This window comes from Paenibacillus sp. CH40 (assembly GCF_024213605.1).
GTDB classification, from domain to species: domain Bacteria; phylum Bacillota; class Bacilli; order Paenibacillales; family Paenibacillaceae; genus Paenibacillus; species Paenibacillus polymyxa_B.
This window is the reverse complement of record NZ_JANAVQ010000001.1, coordinates 26,685-45,094: the sequence shown is the minus strand read 5'-3', so window position 1 is coordinate 45,094 and position 18,410 is coordinate 26,685. Positions and strand designations below refer to the sequence as shown.

The 18,410-nt window shown below is 46.8% G+C and carries 15 protein-coding genes; 3 read left to right on the top strand and 12 right to left on the bottom strand.

Annotated features, from left to right (window positions below):
- The first annotated feature begins 49 nt into the window (after positions 1-49).
- Entirely contained in the window at positions 50-2,023 is a 1,974-nt protein-coding gene (locus NLX73_RS00200) for a methyl-accepting chemotaxis protein (RefSeq protein WP_250260668.1), read from the top strand.
- A gap of 168 nt (positions 2,024-2,191) precedes the next feature.
- Here the strand turns inward: NLX73_RS00200 and NLX73_RS00195 are convergent, their stop codons facing one another.
- The 4 genes from NLX73_RS00195 to cymR form a co-directional block, all read right to left on the bottom strand.
- Complete coding sequence (locus NLX73_RS00195; RefSeq protein ID WP_013311529.1) at positions 2,192-2,404, bottom strand: hypothetical protein; 213 nt, start codon at positions 2,402-2,404, stop codon at positions 2,192-2,194.
- 10 nt (positions 2,405-2,414) lie between these two features.
- Positions 2,415-2,936: a PRC-barrel domain-containing protein gene (locus tag NLX73_RS00190; RefSeq protein ID WP_013311530.1), complete on the bottom strand. Its 522-nt coding sequence runs from the start codon at positions 2,934-2,936 to the stop codon at positions 2,415-2,417.
- 136 nt (positions 2,937-3,072) lie between these two features.
- Complete coding sequence (locus tag NLX73_RS00185; RefSeq protein ID WP_250260667.1) at positions 3,073-4,224, bottom strand: cysteine desulfurase family protein; 1,152 nt, start codon at positions 4,222-4,224, stop codon at positions 3,073-3,075.
- A gap of 11 nt (positions 4,225-4,235) precedes the next feature.
- Entirely contained in the window at positions 4,236-4,655 is a 420-nt protein-coding gene (gene cymR, locus NLX73_RS00180) for a cysteine metabolism transcriptional regulator CymR (RefSeq protein ID WP_013311532.1), read from the bottom strand.
- 304 nt (positions 4,656-4,959) lie between these two features.
- Between cymR and mnmA the strand changes: the two genes are divergently transcribed.
- Complete coding sequence (mnmA, locus tag NLX73_RS00175) at positions 4,960-6,081, top strand: tRNA 2-thiouridine(34) synthase MnmA (RefSeq protein ID WP_165178721.1); 1,122 nt, start codon at positions 4,960-4,962, stop codon at positions 6,079-6,081.
- Positions 6,082-6,497: 416 nt separating this feature from the next.
- Positions 6,498-7,328: a PPK2 family polyphosphate kinase gene (locus NLX73_RS00170; protein ID WP_254325043.1), complete on the top strand. Its 831-nt coding sequence runs from the start codon at positions 6,498-6,500 to the stop codon at positions 7,326-7,328.
- Positions 7,329-7,442: 114 nt separating this feature from the next.
- On the opposite strand, the gene crcB (NLX73_RS00165) is transcribed toward NLX73_RS00170, so the two are convergent.
- From crcB (NLX73_RS00165) to aspS, 8 genes are all read right to left on the bottom strand, one after another.
- Positions 7,443-7,799, bottom strand: coding sequence for a fluoride efflux transporter CrcB (crcB, locus tag NLX73_RS00165; protein ID WP_254325042.1), 357 nt, complete (start codon positions 7,797-7,799; stop codon positions 7,443-7,445).
- Complete coding sequence (crcB, locus tag NLX73_RS00160; protein WP_023989914.1) at positions 7,796-8,197, bottom strand: fluoride efflux transporter CrcB; 402 nt, start codon at positions 8,195-8,197, stop codon at positions 7,796-7,798. Before crcB (NLX73_RS00160) ends, crcB (NLX73_RS00165) begins: the two co-directional genes overlap by 4 nt.
- A gap of 85 nt (positions 8,198-8,282) precedes the next feature.
- A complete protein-coding gene (locus NLX73_RS00155; RefSeq protein ID WP_254325041.1) occupies positions 8,283-9,593 on the bottom strand; it encodes a replication-associated recombination protein A in 1,311 nt (436 codons plus the stop codon).
- Positions 9,594-9,955: 362 nt separating this feature from the next.
- Entirely contained in the window at positions 9,956-12,097 is a 2,142-nt protein-coding gene (locus NLX73_RS00150; protein WP_254325040.1) for a HelD family protein, read from the bottom strand.
- Between the two features lie 219 nt (positions 12,098-12,316).
- Positions 12,317-14,134: an ABC transporter ATP-binding protein gene (locus tag NLX73_RS00145; RefSeq protein WP_254325039.1), complete on the bottom strand. Its 1,818-nt coding sequence runs from the start codon at positions 14,132-14,134 to the stop codon at positions 12,317-12,319.
- A 97-nt stretch (positions 14,135-14,231) separates the two neighbouring features.
- The gene (locus NLX73_RS00140; protein WP_254325038.1) at positions 14,232-15,530 is read right to left on the bottom strand and encodes an NCS2 family permease; all 1,299 of its coding nucleotides are present in this window, start codon (positions 15,528-15,530) and stop codon (positions 14,232-14,234) included.
- Positions 15,531-15,706: 176 nt separating this feature from the next.
- Positions 15,707-16,456: a tRNA threonylcarbamoyladenosine dehydratase gene (locus NLX73_RS00135; RefSeq protein WP_013311554.1), complete on the bottom strand. Its 750-nt coding sequence runs from the start codon at positions 16,454-16,456 to the stop codon at positions 15,707-15,709.
- A gap of 152 nt (positions 16,457-16,608) precedes the next feature.
- Entirely contained in the window at positions 16,609-18,387 is a 1,779-nt protein-coding gene (gene aspS / locus NLX73_RS00130; RefSeq protein ID WP_061829369.1) for an aspartate--tRNA ligase, read from the bottom strand.
- Positions 18,388-18,410: the final 23 nt, after the last annotated feature.

Sequence of the window (18,410 nt, the reverse complement as noted above, 5' to 3'; positions counted from 1 at the left end):
AAAGCACTACTTTAAGCTTTCACATTTCTGAAACATCGGGGGTCGTTACATGAACTTAAAAATCAAGCTTATTCTCCTTTTTACTTGTATTGTTATCGTTGCAGCTGGGCCATTGTCGATCATTAGCATGACAAGCGTTAAAAATCAGGCCAACCATGATATCCAAGAGCTTATGAACAGCAAAGCCTCCGAAACCGTCAATCAGCTCGACGGATGGATAGGTGGCAACGCCAAAATTATTGAAACACTGGCTGCAGGCCTGGAATCCAGCGATATTTCATCAGCTGCCAAAGCCGTATCTCTGAAAGCAGCCTTTCAAAACTATAAAGATCAAAATATTTCCAATATTTACGCAGGCTTTGAAGATGGATCCTACTGGGATGGATCTGGCTGGTTTGAAGCAGGTTATGATCCTCGCGCTCGACCGTGGTACAAGGATGCCAAAACCAAGGGAGAAATGTATTACTCGTCCCCATACATTGATGCAGGCAGCAAGGACTTTACCATTTCCATTGCTAAGCCTCTCAAGGATTCCAACGATTCTATCACCGGGGTAGTCAGCGAAGACATTATGCTCAACGATATGACAAAAATGATTCAAAGCATAAACCTGAACGGATTGGGCTACGCATTTCTGATTGACCAAAATGGAGCCGTGATCGCGCACCCAGACAACAAGCTGGCTGGCAAAAACCTCAAGGATACCCCCGAGTTGGGTTCATCAACCGCGGACCTGCTGAGCGCAGCTTCGGGAAGAACAGACTATAGCTACAATGGAAGTGACCGTCAGCTTTATTTTAAAAAGATGCCTAGCACAGGCTGGATTGTAGGGTTGTCTATTTCCAAAGAAATTGCTTTTCAGGAGTATTACTCCACTCGTAATACGTTGATTATTACGGTTGCTATCATCTTGGTCGTCGCTATGCTGCTGGCAATCTGGGCGGCAAACAACTTTATTAAGCCGATTCGCAGACTCCAAGCGAATGTCAAACGTATAGCTGATGGTGATATGACCGCTCGCGTAGATGTTAAGGGTAAAGATGAAATTGCCAGCCTGGGAACAGATTTTAATATCATGTCTGATAATCTCTCTCACCTTTTGCGCAAGGTATCAGATACTGCTGGTGATGTCAGCTCAGCTTCCCATGATATGCATCAACACGCCAAAGATACTGGAACCATCGCGTCACAAATCTCCAGTGCAGTTCAGGAGCTTGCCCAAGGAGCGAGCGATCAAGCTGAGGCTGTATATTCCGGCTCTGAGAAGCTGACTCACATGACAGGCTCCATCGACCAGATCGGCGAAAGTGTCAAACGCACCCAAACTGCCGTGTTCGAAACAGATTCTGCCGTGCTTGCAGGGTATGAAACAGCAGAACGTCAAGCGAAACTGGCCGCCGAGTCCAGACAAACGACGACTGCGGCAGGAGAAGCCGTAGATTCGCTCGCGCTGAAAACTCAGGATATTGAGCGGCTAGCCGGGGCCATCCACGATATCGCCGCACAAACAAACCTGCTGGCCCTCAATGCATCTATCGAAGCAGCACGGGCCGGGGAACACGGACGAGGTTTTGCTGTCGTCGCGGGAGAAGTGAGAAAGCTGGCTGAGCAAGCGGGCAGTTCCAGTGACAGTATCATGAGGAAGCTGGAAGAAATTAAAATTGCAGGAGTACAAAGCGCAGAGGAAATGAAGAAAGCACTTGCTGTAACAGTAGAACAGGAGCATGCTGCCATTGCGACGAGACAGGCGTTTGAATCCATTCGTGGGGCTTCTCAGCATATGCTTGCCCAAATTGAGGACGTTACCGCCGCCGCAGATCATCTCCGTGTGAATGCTGGACATATTTCCGATGTCATTTCCAGCGTTGTCGCTGTTTCTGAACAAAGTGCAGCATCTACCGAGGAAGTGGCTTCTTCTGTACAAGAACAAGGTCATGCCATGAACAATATTGCCGACCTTTCTGCCAAACTCGATTCTCACGCTGATCTTCTATTGGAAGAGGTCAAACGCTTTAAATTGTAAAACTAACCATCTTCATAAATATGGTATACAAAAGTGGGTGCCTCGAACGGCCATATGGCCGTTCGAGGCACCCTCTTCGTTGTTTTTTTATCAAGCATTATCCAACCTACTAAGCCGTATGTAGATCACACCTCTTAGTAAGCAGCCTGTCCACTTTCGGTGTCAAGCTTAGGAAGAAGCATGAATTTGCGGCAAGTCCTGTTGTGCCATCTCATCTCCAAAGAATAGGTCGTCCAGCGAACTGAGCGTTCCATCCTCTTCCACTTGGTAGACAGACATTTTTTCACCATTCACCTGAAGTTCGATAAAGCATCCCCAACAATAAAATTGATGGGAGCCGATTTTGCCGATATCTTTGGAATTACAATTCGGACATCTCAATAAACTCACCCTATCCATTAACAGAATATATGGCTTTTTCCAGACGCTGCTCGCTTAACGGGGGAACCATAACGGCATTTTCCCCGATGGACATATCTTCGGTGCAGGGCAGCCATTTCCGCCCTTCTATAATATCCGATACAAAACCATCGCTGATTTCCAAGCCTATTATGTTATTGCCCATTTCCTGGTCAAAATAAACATCCGAGATGTGCCCGAGCATAAGCCCTTCCTCTGTTAGCACGGATAGATCCTTCAGTTTACCGGGTCCAAGCAAGTACGTATGTTGTATATCATGGGCCTCCGTTTTACGGACAGCCTGCTGATTGCGAATCATGATCGCATCCTCACCGTAAGCAACGATGTCATCCCAAGCAACCATTTTCACGTGAGAAGAAAAAAGCCCTTTTCCTTCCAACTCGATCCCTGTGATTCGCCAATCAGCTGTCACCATAAAGTCATGTATTTTGCCAATCTGCTTCCCGTCCTCCACATCGAAAACGGCAAGTCCGATCATATCTTGAAGCTTCATATTATAGGGTACCTCCTCATTCTGCAATCCGAACGAAGGTGCGGTCATTTTCCTACATGCCTGTCAGACCTTGCTTCCGTTCATGCAATGAAATGGAAAACCGCCCCTCCCTTCTTATTAAAATGCGGAGAAATCCCTAGTACCTAGTACGTAGCCGCTTCCATATGGTTTCAATTTTCTTGGCCGTGTATTCCATTTCTTCCGTAGTATTACCCAATCCGAAGCTAAACCGAATCGCTGAATGTAAAACATCTTCAGGAAGATCCATCGCCTGCAATACATGCGATAGCTCTAGAGATCCGGAAGTACAGGCTGATCCGCTTGCTGCTGCGATTCCTTCCATGTCAAGGTTCATCAGCATGGTCTCTGTACCAATGGCCGGAAAGCTAACATTGAGGACATTAGGTAAAGAATGTTCAGGGTCACCGTTAATCACAAAATTTTGGCTACCCAGAGTGTCTTCCAACCCTTTAAGCAATGTCTGACGAAGAACTGTATCGTGCGCCTCACGCTCCTCAATGGAAGCATTAGCAAGAGTTGCGGCTTTAGCCAGACCCGCAATACCAGCGATGTTTTCTGTTCCGGCACGGCGTTTCTTCTCCTGAAGTCCCCCATGCATTAGCGGCTGAATGCGTGTACCCTGACGGATATATAATGCACCCACCCCTTGTGGTCCGTTAATCTTATGACCCGACACACTCAGTAAGTCAATCGGGAGATTCTGGCAGTCGATGGATATATGACCGAAAGCCTGAACCGCGTCTACATGGAATACAATGCCATGTTCTCTCGCAATCTGCCCTACTTCTGAGATCGGCTGAATAACGCCCACCTCATTGTTGGCATACATCATGCTGATCAAAAAAGTGTCCGGTCGAATGGCAGCCTCGATATCCGCAGGGTTCACGCGTCCAAAACCGTTGACCGGGACATAAGTCACCTCATACCCCGCTTTTTCCAGCTCATCACAAGCATGAAGCACTGCGTGATGTTCAACTGCGGTTGTAATCATATGCCCGGAAGTACGGCCGTCTGCCGTAGCCGTCCCAAACAGGGCCAGATTATCGCTTTCTGTCCCTCCGCTTGTAAATATAATTTCTTCAGGCTTGCAGCCCAAAGAGGCCGCAACGGCATCCCGAGCAGCGCTGACGGTGCGCTTGGCATCGCGACCAAAAGCATGAACGCTCGAAGCGTTGCCAAATTGGCCGGTCATGATGTCCATCATAGTCTGCGCAACCTCAGGATGCATAGGAGTCGATGCGGCATGATCCAGATAAATTCTGTTCATGTTAATCCACCTCAAATATAGAACATGTAATTGTCCAATTCATCATGTTCTTGGTATGTGATCAAGTCCTTAAGTGTAGTTGAATCTAACACTTCAGCGATGCTGTCACGAATTCGCAGCCAGAGCTGACGTTTTGCCGGATCGTCTTCTTCCGTGAAATCTACCGGAGAAATCGGACCTTCCAGTACACGAATGATGTCTCCCGCTGTTACTCCTGCCGGTTCATTCGCCAAAATATAACCGCCGTAAGCACCACGGATACTTTTTACCAAACCTGCATTACGCAAAGGCGCGATGAGCTGTTCCAGATAATGCTCTGACAGCTGATTTTTTTCGGCAATACTTTTCAAAGAAGTTGGGCCTTCGCCAAACCTGGCTGCAAGTTCCATCATAATGGTCAGACCGTAACGGCCCTTCGTTGATATTTTCAATTGTGCCACCTCACTTATAGTAACAATTCCGTTAAACACGCGGAATAACTGGTGTTGTAAACCTCTCTATTCCGATCCTAACCCTCAGCTTATGTTAACATATTAGGGCAGGTAAAGGGAAACATTACGGTAACAATCTTAAAAAAAGTTGCTTTCGGGCGATTTGGAACAGCTTTAGCCCATTTTATATAGCTTTCTTCCATCGTTCGCCGTGTCGTTGGATCGTCCAAACATCGTATCTTATTATCGTTTATGTTACAATAGGTGGGTTCTACAACAATATTGAAAGAATTGGGTGATGACCATGGCTAAAGCCAATCATGAAACCCGTGTCGTCGTCGGGATGTCCGGTGGCGTCGACTCATCCGTTACCGCGCTGCTGCTAAAGGAGCAGGGCTATGACGTAATCGGCATCTTCATGAAAAACTGGGATGACACGGATGAATTTGGCCGTTGTACGGCTGAGGAGGATGCGGAGGATGTGCGCCGTGTCTGTGAACAGATCGACATTCCTTACTATACCGTCAATTTTGAGAAAGAATACTTCGATAAAGTATTCTCCTATTTTCTTGATGAATATAAAGCTGGACGCACACCCAACCCGGATGTCATGTGTAACCGTGAAATTAAATTCGGCGAGTTTCTAAATAAAGCGCTGGATTTGGGAGCAGATTATGTTGCTACTGGACATTATGCACGGGTTGTGGAAGAAGACGGCCACTTTACTTTGCTGCGAGGTGTGGATAGCAACAAGGATCAGACTTATTTCCTAAATGCATTAAGCCAAACACAGTTATCCCGAGCAATGTTTCCCATCGGCCATCTGCCGAAACCAGAAGTGCGTAAAATTGCGGAAGCTGCGGGACTGTATACGGCCAAGAAGAAAGACAGCACAGGCGTATGCTTTATCGGCGAGCGTAATTTCAAGGAGTTTCTGAGTGGATATCTGCCTGCAAAAGGTGGAGACATGGTGGATATCGCTACTGGTGAAGTCAAAGGACGCCACGATGGTCTGATGTACTATACACTGGGTCAACGACAAGGCTTGGGCATTGGCGGCTCAGGTTCAGGTGAACCGTGGTTTGTAGCGGATAAGGATCTGGAGAAGAATATTCTGTATGTGGTACAAGGTGATCGTCACCACAGCCTGTATTCTACCAGCCTGATTGCAACAGATGTGAACTGGATTGAAGGTGCAGATACTCGTCCGTCCGGCGAATTCCGTTGCACAGCCAAGTTCCGTTATCGCCAACCTGATCAGCAAGTAACTTTACAATGGCTTGCCGATGGAACCGTGCATGTCATATTCGATGTACATCAAAAGGCCATTACGCCTGGACAAGCTGTTGTATTTTATGATGGGGAACGCTGTCTGGGTGGAGGAACCATTGATAAGGTTGAAAAACTTCAGCCTGAAACAGTTTAAATGAATGACCATTTTTCATTGATATAGTAGGAATTAAAAAAGTCGTCTCTCCAGATTTGGAAGGGGCGACTTTTTTTTATGAAAGATGTTTTTATTTAATGATTGAAAAAAAGTTCATAATCTGCTCTTTATGATGTCTGTCATGCTGGACAAACATTTCTTGCAAAAAATTTCCCATGGTGTTGCACGTCCCTTTTTTAATCAGTTGGTATGATCCCCATTTTAAAATAGGAATCGTCATATTTAAATAAGAGCGCTACAATGGACTTCTAGTATGAATATTCACTTATTCCCTCTGTAATCCTTTTCGAATTAACTTGAAAGATCATTAATATATAAGGAACTTTTGATAACATCCTCATTTGGGTATATGATGTAGACAAGATCATACTTCAATTGAAAAGGAGCGTGCCTTTATGTCTGATTCATTAGGAATGCTGACACCGGGTAAAAAAGTTTCTTTGAAAGAATGGGACCCCAAGGATACGAAGAATATCAAAAATAAAGAAGAAATCCGACAGGAAACAGATCAATTGAAGGAACGCTTCACGGAATTACAAAGCAAATTATTTACAGAGAAAAAACAATCCGTTTTGTTTGTATTTCAGGGTATGGATTGCAGCGGCAAAGATGGCGTCATCAAACAGGTATTTTCCAACCTTAACCCTGCGGGGGTGACCGTCCACAGCTTTAAATCACCTACGGCTGAGGAATTAAGTCATGATTTCTTGTGGCGTGCTCATAGCGTTACCCCAGGACGTGGGTATATTGCAGCATTTAACCGTTCTTATTATGAGGATGTGCTGATTACACGTGTTCACGGACAGATATCCGATAAGCAGGCCAAACGGAATATTAAGCATATCAAACATTTTGAACAGTTGTTGCTGGATAATGGTGTAAAGGTGGTTAAAATCTTTTTACATATTTCAAAGCAATTTCAGTTAGAAAAGCTGATCGATCGAATTGAAAAGCCTCACAAAAACTGGAAGCTCGATCCAAGTGATTTGCAGGAACGAAAATTTTGGAAGCAATATACCCAGTATTATGAGGATGTATTAGAGCTAAGTGCAACCAAACAAGCTCCTTGGTATGTCGTTCCTTCAGACAACCGTTGGTATAGGGATTATACTGTGCTACGGATTGCCGTCCAAACGCTGGAGGAAATGAAGTTGTCTGATCCTGAACCAAGACCTGAACTTGAATCCCTTTTACCTGAATTGTATAAAGAACGAGATAAAAATTAGCTGTATAGGTACAGCACTAAGCTTCCAAAACCGTATCACGGCTGAGAATGCCTTGAGTCGAGATTGGAAGCTTTTTATTGCATTTTTACGTGTTATTTCGAAAATGTATAGAGTTTAACTTACTCTGTACCCGATAGCCGCAGCTACAACTCCTACCATTACGGAGGACAGTACATACATAGCCATGCGTCGGTACTCTTTACGCTCCATCAGTTGAAGAGATTCATAGCCGAATGTGGAAAAGGTGGTGTAGCCGCCACAAAAACCTGTTCCTAGCAGCATCCAGAGTGCAGGAGACAAATGGTTTTGCGTAAACTGACCATAGAGCCAGCCTAGCAGCAATGAACCGCTGACGTTAATGATCCACGTCCCCCACGGGAATACGGTACCGAACCTCTTTCCGGCCCACATGCCAAGCCCGTATCTCGCCAGTGTACCCATAATCCCGCCTGCCGCCGCCCACCAGATCATAAGCGTTCCTCCTTGGGAGCAGCCTGCGTCATTTTTGTACCTAGGCGGATACCTGTCCATGTCAAAAACAGTCCTCCGCCTACGCTAAGCAGCAGGTACAACACAGCCGTCAGCATACGATCATGAACCGTGAGGCGTACAGCATCTACTGCAAAAGTGGAAAAGGTGGTAAAGCCCCCTGTAAAGCCTGTTCCGATGGCAAGTCGCAATCGCGGCTTGATCCGCCATGATCGCAAGGTTACCGTAAAGAACCAACCAAGAAACAGGCAGCCGATCCAATTAATTAGCAGCACACCAAGTGGAAAATCCGCACCCGCCGCAGGCAGCAGCGATTGCAGGCCATAACGGGTAGAGGTTCCAAGCGCTCCGCCCGCGGCAACGAATAGCACGTCTTTCATCTTCTTATCCCCTTCTTCGCTCTTGCACGATCATGGTGTAACGTGACGATATCGTACACACTCTGTATATGAAGTCGCACATATATTAAGACTGTGAATCCCGCCAGTGCTGGTTTTGCCTGATTTTCGACTCATTCCCCTGCTCAGTAGCCTGATAGAAGGTTTGACCTGCTATCGAATCGGGCAAATATTGCTGCTTCACATAATGATTCGGATAATTATGTGGATATTGATAGCCAACATGACCGAGCTTTTCCGAGCCTTTGTAGTGTGCGTCACGCAAATGGAGTGGCACCTCGGCCGATTTGATATCGTCCATAGCCGACATGGCCCGTGAAATTGCCGTATATACGGCATTCGATTTGGGGCTTTCCACAGCAAACAAAATGGCCTGTGCAATGTTCAGTTTGGCCTCGGGCCAGCCGTTATTGCGATAGGCTTCAAGCGCACTCACCGCTTGCACCATTGCCTGCGGGTTCGCCAGGCCAATGTCCTCACTGCTCGCCGCGATGAGACGGCGGATAAAGGTCATCGGGTCCATGCCGAGCTTTTCTACGGCGTACAGGAACCAGAACAGCGCGGCGTCGCTGGAGCCGCGAATGCTTTTGTGAAAGGCCGACAGCACGTCATACTGCGTGGATTCATCTGCTTTGACAATCGGGCGACGGATGGATTCCTCTGCGACTTCCAGTGTCACGTGAATCGTGCCGTCTGCCAGCGGAGGCGTCGTGAGCGCCGCCAGTTCCAGCGCGTTCAAAGCCCGGCGGATATCACCATTCGCCATGGACGCGATGTGAGCCAGTGCAGCTTCATCTACCTGAAGCTGCATGTAGCCGAGCCCTTTGTCCGCATCGCTCAAGGCACGGCGCATAGCAGCTAGCGAATGCTCCTGCGTTAGCGCTTCAAGCTGGAACAACGTAGAACGGCTCATTAAAGCGCCGTTGACGTAGTGAAAGGGATTTTCAGTGGTGGCGCCAATAAACACGATCGTGCCCTTTTCCACCGCAGGCAGCAGTGCATCCTGACGTGAACTGTTAAAACGATGTACCTCGTCGAGAAACAAAATGGTTTTTTTGCCATACATCGATTTATTCGTCTGTGCACGGTCAATGACTTCTCTTACGTCTTTCACAGATGCTTCTACAGCATTCAGACGTACAAAATCGCCTTGCGTGTGTTGCGAGATAATATGTGCCAACGTCGTTTTGCCGCACCCCGGCGGTCCGTACAACAAAATAGAAGAAACCTGATCTGCCTCTATAGCTCTTCGCAACAGCTTACCCGGACCCACAACATGCTCCTGTCCAATATATTCATCCAGCGAAGTCGGACGCAAGCGATCCGCAAGCAACCGATTGCTTGGCGTTGACTCTTGGGAATATGAAAATAAGTCCATTTCATTCACTTCCTTATGGTTTATGAACGAACACTTTCTCTTTTTCTTTGAAAACATACTATATTATGTTCGTTCATACGGTTGAAAATCATGAAAATTCAAGTCATCTATAATCCTGATACGGTATAAACCGCCTCTTATTCTACCATATCCGTTAACAAGTTGCAGATAGCATGGTCACGGCACGGCTGTAGATCTACAAGTCAGTCGCCTACAAAAATAAGAAAGAACAGCCTTAGACGAAAGATGAATTTCGTGGCTGTTCTTCGACTGACATAACTTCATAATTTCCATCACTAAGATAAACAGTAAACAAAAAGGAATACAACAACTCAGGCGATGCTTTACAACGCTTTTTCTGCTTACTCCGTCTGTGCCTGTACGTAACTAGGAAGTGAGCCATCATGCAATAGCCACAACTCATGCAGCGCACGGGTACATCCTACATATAGCAGCTTGGCATCCCATGCCCGTTCTCCATAATGCTCATGGTCGGCATCCGCCACAATAACTGCATCGAACTCCAGACCTTTGGATAGATACACAGGCAGTACCGACAAACCGCCTTCATATTGCTTTTTACCACCGTCAATCAAATTCACATCCAACCCCGCGCTTGTGAAAACCTCATGCAGTTCCACAGCCTCTTTTAAGGTGCGGGTCAGCACAGAAACAGTACGATACTCCTTGGAGGACAGCTCTTTTAGAGCGGTGAGCAAACTCTGCTCACGCACGGATGAGTCGTAAGACACGGTGCGCACTGGATCGCCACTACGAAATACGGGAACTGCTGTAATACCGCCGCGAACTCCCTGCTCCAAAATCGTATTTGCAAATTCTATAATTTCCAAGGTTGACCTATAGCTCCGCGTAAGCGCAAAATACCCTGTATGTTCCGGCGCAAAAAGAGAACTCATTTCCTCCCACGCATGCACGCCACGGTATTCATGGATGCCCTGCGACAAATCGCCCAGTATCGTAAAGGAATGCCCTTTCACGAACAAATCCAGCAATGCGATATGAAAAGGTGAAAAATCCTGTGCTTCATCAATGACCACATGGTCAAAACGTTGGGATGATTCTACCTCATGAATCAGCACGTGAAGATACACTAACGCAGTCAGATCTTCTTCACGGATAATCTGTTTTCGCAGATCCGACTGTGTGGCCTTAAAAATAGCAGGCGGCAGAGAAGCCTTCATCTCCGCAGCCGTATCTGCGGGTAACCCTTTAGCTGCCTGAAAAAGCTGCTTGTAGAGCGTCAGTGCGTCATATTGTGGCCATTTTTTAGCATATGCCTTTTCCCGTGCCCCTGCCTTTTTCTTGCGTTCCTTGAGCGCTGCCGCCGAAGGCGACTTTTTCAGCTCCATTTCAATCCAGCGGTGCACTCTTGCCAGCACACGCTCCTTCCGCTTTGCGAGCGGATAAGGCTTATATTCCTCATTGAACCAATTCAAAATCTCAGCTTGTGGCAGCACCGCTCCATCCCATGGTGAAAAATCTCCCTCTGGCACGGAGATGGGCTCCAGTCGTTCCACAAAAGCTTGAAGCAGCTCCATAAAATGAACCGAACCCTTGAATCTTCCCGGCGCCTCATCCATGGATTCCTTACTCAGACTGCCACTCTCAAACCAATAAGATAATGTTTCGGCAGGATCAGCCAAAGGTAAATCCAAACCCAACAAATCCAGCGCCCAGTCTGCAAATGTACTTTGCTGAATATTCCCGACCCCCAGCTCTGGAAGTACATCTGAAATATAGTCAAGGAACATATGGTTTGGTGCGAAAATTACCATTTTGTCGGCCGATACCTGATCCTTGTATTGATACAGCAAAAATGCGAGCCGATGCAGCGCTACCGTCGTCTTGCCACTACCCGCTACCCCCTGAATAACGAGGGCTGTATTTTTAGCCGCGCGGATGATCTGATCCTGCTCCGCCTGAATAGTAGATACGATATCCCGTAAACGGTTATCCTTGTTTTCTCCCAAACGATAAACGAGAAACTCATCGGAAACGGCCGGCTCGTCGCTTTCACGATTATACGTATCGGCTACCCGTTCCAGGATTCTTTTCCGAATGACAACGTTGCGCTTCAGATAGACCAAGCCCTCAATGGTTCCCTCGGGAGCCTCATAGGACGCAGTTTCTTCACCACCTGTAAATGAATAAAACAAGCTGGCAATCGGTGCACGCCAATCAATCACCAGCGGATACGCTGACGTTTCTTCACGCTCCACTCCAATTTTACCGATATAAAGTGGCTTCCGTTGCCCTCTGCCACGTTCGTCAAAATCCATACGACCAAAATAAGGCTCCTGCGAGCTTTTGGCCAAAGCCTGACGTTTTTCCTCCCGTGCCGATTCTAGCACTTGCTCCGTAAAATCATGCCCGGTGTACACCGGCGTATTGCGAAGCCGTTCCAATCTCCGATCAATTTCCTCCATAGCAAGCGACAGCCTGTGCTGTTCTTCTTGATAGGCACTTTGAAACTCATTCTCCATTTCAGTTACCTCCTAAGAATATCAAGTCTCGATTTCTGCATCGCATTCACTTGCTCCGACACAAAAAAAGGAAAGTAAGCGTAACACATTTAACCATAAAAATCCAACCTTATTTCCTAATACGCCTATTTCCCTGCACTCCCACCCCTGTTCTCATTACAATCAGACGAGTTCAGAGGCAACAGCGATTGGAAGATCAAATCACACGCGAAGCGGCCTCTAATACTCCATACTTCTCTCCCCCATCTCCACAAACTGCTTTTGAGCCAGCTCACGGTACACCTGATGGGACTCTAATAACTCAGTATGAGTTCCTGCACCGGTCACCTTGCCCTTGTCCAACACGATAATCTGATCGGAGTGAACCACTGTAGACAAACGATGAGCAATGACAATTGTCGTGCGTCCTTCCATCAAGTTCGCTAGGGCCTTCTGTACCTCATGCTCAGATGAGCTGTCCAAACTAGATGTAGCCTCATCCAGCATGAGAATGTCAGGGCTACGAAGAAGCGCTCGCGCAATAGCGATCCGTTGACGCTGCCCTCCGGACAGCTTCATTCCTCGTTCTCCCACCTCAGTATTGTAGCCTTGAGGTAGATCCATAATAAATGTATCCGCATACGCCATCGTGGCTGCTCGTCTCACTTCTTCCAAGTCAGCTTCGCGCCCCAAGCCATATGTAATGTTATCTCTGACCGTTCCGGTCATCATTGAGCTTTCCTGCGATACATAACCAATTTTGGAGCGCCAGGAGGAAAGTGTATATGACGATATCGGTTCGTCTCCATAACGAATTTCACCTGTATCTGGCACATAAAAGCGTTCCAACAATGAAAACAAGGTGGACTTCCCACTTCCGCTAGGCCCCACGAATGCTGTCGTCCGGTTAGCCGGAATGACCAAGTTCGCATTATGAAGGACCTCTTCCCCTTCGGTATAAGAAAAGGCAACATCACGAAGTATGATATCTCTGCTCTCTTTTGCCGCTTCCTGCTTCAACTCGAGCGGTTCCTCTTCATGATCTAAAATCGTCTGAATCCGTTCAGTAGCCCCAACCACCTTTTGCAGACGTGAATACAGGGTCGTGAATTGTGCCATCGGTGTGATCACCTGAAACAGCAGCAAAATAAAAGCCACCAAATCCCCAGCGGTCAGCACACCCGATGCGACACGAACACCACCAACACCCAATATAATGACCAGCACTGCAGTCAGCAAGAAGGTAGAAATGGGACCTACAAGGGCCAGGATACGTGACTCTTGCAAACCGAAGCGGAACATCCGGTAAATACGATCCTCACCGGCCTGAGCCTCTCTGCTTTCGGTTCCGTAGGCCTTCACCAGTCTGATTTCGCCGATAACCTGACTCAACACTGAGGTCAGATCTGCCATCTCATCCTGCTGTTTTTTGGAGATGCGGTACATTTTTCTGCCTACCGGAAATAAAATCAGGGCTGTTAGCGGAACAATGGCCATAATAATGAGCGTCATCACCCAATCCAGATAAAATAACAATGCAATACCACCAATAATTGCGATCACATTAGAAATCAGATTGACTAGATACTCCGTAATTAAGTTCATAATCAGGCTTGTGTCATTGGTGACGCGACTCATCGTATCTCCTGACCGATTCCGATCAAAGTAAGGGATAGGTAGAGATAAGATTTTATGCCATAAGCGTTTGCGCAAATTAGCCACAATCTTATGCCCGGCATAGTTCAACATATAGATAGAAACCGCCGAAGCCACCGCTTGAAGTACAAAAGCACCAAGCAGACCAACAATGACCATACGGTTTAGTGAAGAAAAGGTCAAGCCATCAATCAACCCTTTGGTCATCATGGGTACGATTAAACCAGCAATGGTCTGAATCAGCGTCAGAACCAGGGCGATGATCAGAATTGCCTTGGGCGGATGCGCACTCGCAATCAATTTGATAAACCGCCCCATGCCAGCCTTATCCGGTCTTTTACCCGGCTTTTCCTTCATCTGGTCCTCCTGCTCATCTTGGTGTGTATGATGTTCTTTTTCCATATGCCATCAACCTCGCTTCCTGTCTGACCATTCTTGTTCAAACAACAACACCCGCGCTCTGCGCGGGTATGAACAGTACAATCTATCTTCGAGTTTACTACACCAGAGAATGAAGCACAAAGTTAGCCACAAACAGTACAGAAATGATATATAATGCAACAGGCACTTCCTTGCCCCGTCCTGCTGCCAGCTTGGCTACGGGGTATGCAATAAAACCAAATGCCATCCCGTCTACAATACTGTAGGTAAAGGGCATCATCACCATGATCAGAAATGCAGGAAACGCTTCAGTAAAATCACTGAAATCCATCTCTCGCACATTTTGCACCATTAGCCCCCCAATGATGATCAACACGGGCGCAATGGCACTGTCAGGAATATAAGCCAACAGAGGAATAAAGAAAAACGTCGCTCCGAATAAAATAGCAGTTACCAGCGGTGTCATTCCCGAGCGTCCCCCCGCTGCAATGCCAGCCGTCGATTCCGCAGCGGCTACCGCCGGACTGCTACCCAAAATACCGGCAAAGATATTGGTTACAGCCAACACACGCAAGCTGTTTTTAAATAAATCCGGTCTTCCAATCATGTTGGTTTGTGCATTAATCATACCAATATTCTCAAATAGCACAATGAGTAGGAGCAAAAAGACAGCGATCCAGAAAGCTACCGAGACAATGCCTGAAAAGGAAAGCTCTCCAAACAATTGCCCATACTGTCGCACCGTTTCAGAGGTTCGTACCGTGCTTGTAGGCTCTACAGCTCCCAGTATATACGCAAGGCCAGTTCCCGCCAAAATGCTAATTAGTAAACCTCCCTGAACGTTACGCACAAACAATACAATAGCGAGCAGCAACGTTACACAAGCCGTAATTACCTTGGGATCATTAAAATGGCCAATAGCCACAAAAGTCGTCTGATGAGCAATCACGATGCCGCTTTTTTGCAATCCGATAAAGGTTAAAAACAATCCAATGCCTACCGTAATTCCGTGCTGCAAATTATGGGGAATCGCTTGGCTAATCAGCTTGTACAATGATGTAAAAGCCACAATGGCGAATAAAATCCCTGTGACGGCAACCACCATCAGCGCTTCCTGCCAGCTCAGCTTCATAGAATGTACGAGCGTATATGTGAAAAAAGCATTAATTCCCATCCCAGGTACAACGACCATTGGAGATTTCCCACCAAAAGCCATAAGCAGGCAGCCGATCATCGATGTCAGCAGCGTCCCGAGCATCGCTCCTTGGAGGGGAATCCCGGCATCTGCCAAAATAGTTGCATTAACCATAACAATGTATACAACGGAAAAATAAGAAATGGCCCCAGCGGCTAATTCCTTTTTCCAATGATGCTCGGGCTTGAAACCGAGACTTCTGGACCATAGTCCACCCTTCATACCAAAACCCTCCAGCAAGTTGTTCAATCTGTTTGCAGTAAGCTGCGCTTTTTCAAAATAAAAAAGAGCTGTAGCAACTGTGACACAAAGAATGTGATGCACAGAACTACAGGTCTTAAAGTGAATACATACTGCTGTAAATCTACCAATGCATTGCCATGCTATTTTTCTGCAACTTACACACCAGCGTGTTCTAACAAATCCTTCACGGCTACACTAACCATGATCAGTCCTGCTACAGGAGGTACAAATGCATTGCTTGCAGGTGGCTGCTTCGCCTTCCGGATTTCAGGTGCGTTTGCAGGTACAATTTTTTTTGTAATTTCTTCACGTGGCTTCATCGGTTCCTCATCGGAGAACACAACTTTGACGCCTTTGGTAATGCCTTCCTTGCGCAACTTGGTGCGGATGACACGGGCAATCGGGTCCATTCTCGTCTGGGAAATATCCGCTACTTGAAAACGACTTGGATCCATTTTATTCGCAGCGCCCATACTGGAGATCATCGGAATCCCCCGTTTCAGGCATTCCTTAATCAAATGAATTTTGTATATAATCGTATCCGAAGCATCCAGTACATAATCCAATTCGTACTTGAACAGTTCCTCATATGTTTCTTCTGTATAAAACATGTTCAGTGCAATCGCTTCACATTCAGGATTAATCAGCTTCACACGCTCTACCATCAGATCAGCCTTTTTTTGACCTACCGTCGTTGTCAACGCATGAATCTGGCGATTAATATTGGTGATATCTACAACATCTTTATCAATCAAAATGATGCGTCCAACACCCGTGCGCGCCAGTGCTTCCACTGCAATCGAACCGACACCGCCAATACCCAGCACGGCCACCGTGCTATTTTTCATAACCTCTAGACCTTCAGTTCCAATGGCCAGTTCCGTTCGTGAAAATTGATGCAACAATATGGTATATCCTCCCTCACTGATTTAAACTCTATGCCTGAACTCCAGCATACAAACCACGAACCCATTATCCATATGAGGGTAACGGGTTCATGGCATTCTATAAGCTATCTCATGCCAATGGATGGCACTTACTAAGCCAAATGTTCGTCTTAAGCTTTAGGCGCAACAGGCTTCGGAGCAAGACGAATATGAAGCTGATCCAATTGAGCTTGATCCACTTCGGCTGGTGCATCCATAAGCAGGTCTGTCGCGCTGGCTGTTTTCGGGAATGCAATAGTTTCACGCAGGTTTGTACGACCTGCAAGCAGCATGACAAGACGGTCAAAACCGAAGGCAATACCACCATGTGGAGGCGTACCATATTCAAATGCATCCAGCAGGTAACCGAATTTATCCTTCACTTCTTCAGGCGGCAGATTGAGCGCTTTGAACATTTTTTCCTGAACTTCACGTTTGAAAATCCGCATCGAGCCACCACCCACTTCGTAGCCGTTCAGCACGATATCATAGGCCTGAGCACGAACTTGACCCGGATCTGTGTCCAAGAGGGCCAGGTCTTCTTCCTTCGGACGAGTGAACGGATGGTGCTCCGCTACATAACGTTTTTGTTCTTCGTCATAGCCGAGAAGCGGGAAGTCTACGACCCAGGCAAATTTGAATTTGTTATCGTCGATGAGCCCCAAATGACGGCCAATTTTCAGACGAAGCGCGCCTAATACATCAGCAACTACTTTTTTATTATCCGCAGAGAACAGCAACAGATCGCCTTCTTCGGCTCCTGTGCGCTCCTTCAAGGCTTCGATTTCTTCCGGTGTGAAGAATTTAACGATAGGTCCCTTGAATTCGCCTTCCTTCACTTGAATCCAAGCCAAGCCTTTAGCTCCATAACGCGCTGCAAAAGGACCCAGGTCATCAATGTCCTTACGGCTCCACGTGCCACATCCTTTGGCATTAAGGACTTTAACTTCGCCACCCTTTTCAATTACGGAAGCAAATACTTTCACACCACTGGTTGCCACGATATCATTAACATTTATCAGCTCAAGACCAAAACGCAGGTCAGGCTTGTCAGAACCATACTTGTCCATTGCCTCTGCATGTGTAATCCGTTGGAACGGTGTTTCCAGTTCTACTCCAACGGTTTCTTTGAACAATTTCACCATAAGACGCTCCATCATAGGCAGCAAGTCATCCTGTTGCATGAAGGAAGTCTCAATGTCGACCTGCGTAAATTCAGGCTGGCGGTCAGCACGCAAATCTTCATCACGGAAACAACGTGCAATTTGGTAGTAGCGCTCCAGGCCACCCACCATCAGCAATTGCTTGTACAGTTGTGGCGATTGCGGCAAGGCGAAAAACTCACCCTCATGCACCCGGCTAGGTACCAGATAATCACGTGCGCCCTCTGGGGAGCTTTTCGTCAAAATTGGTGTTTCCACCTCGACGAACTCTTCTCCGTCCAGGAAGTCACGGAATATTTTTGCTGCTTTAGAGCGCAGTTTCAAGGTCTGGTACATTTCCGGACGACGCAGGTCCAAATAACGGTATTTTAAACGCAGAGACTCGTCCACTTCTACACCATTTTCAATGAAGAACGGAGGTGTTTTAGACGCATTCAATACTTCGATTTCAGTGACGCGTACCTCAATTTCACCTGTAGGCAGGTTCGGGTTAATCGTTTCTGCATCACGCTTAACAATAGTACCGGTGACCTCAAGCACGTATTCACTACGGACACGATCCGCAATTTGCAGTGCGTCACCGGAATATGCCGGATTAAACACGATTTGTACAATGCCGCTACGGTCACGAAGGTCTATAAAAAGTACGCCCCCCAAATCACGACGAGTTTGTACCCAACCGTTCAATGTAACTGTTTCTCCGATATGCGCATGAGTCAATGCGCCGCATTGATGACTCCTTTTCATAATACACACTCCTGTTTATGTTT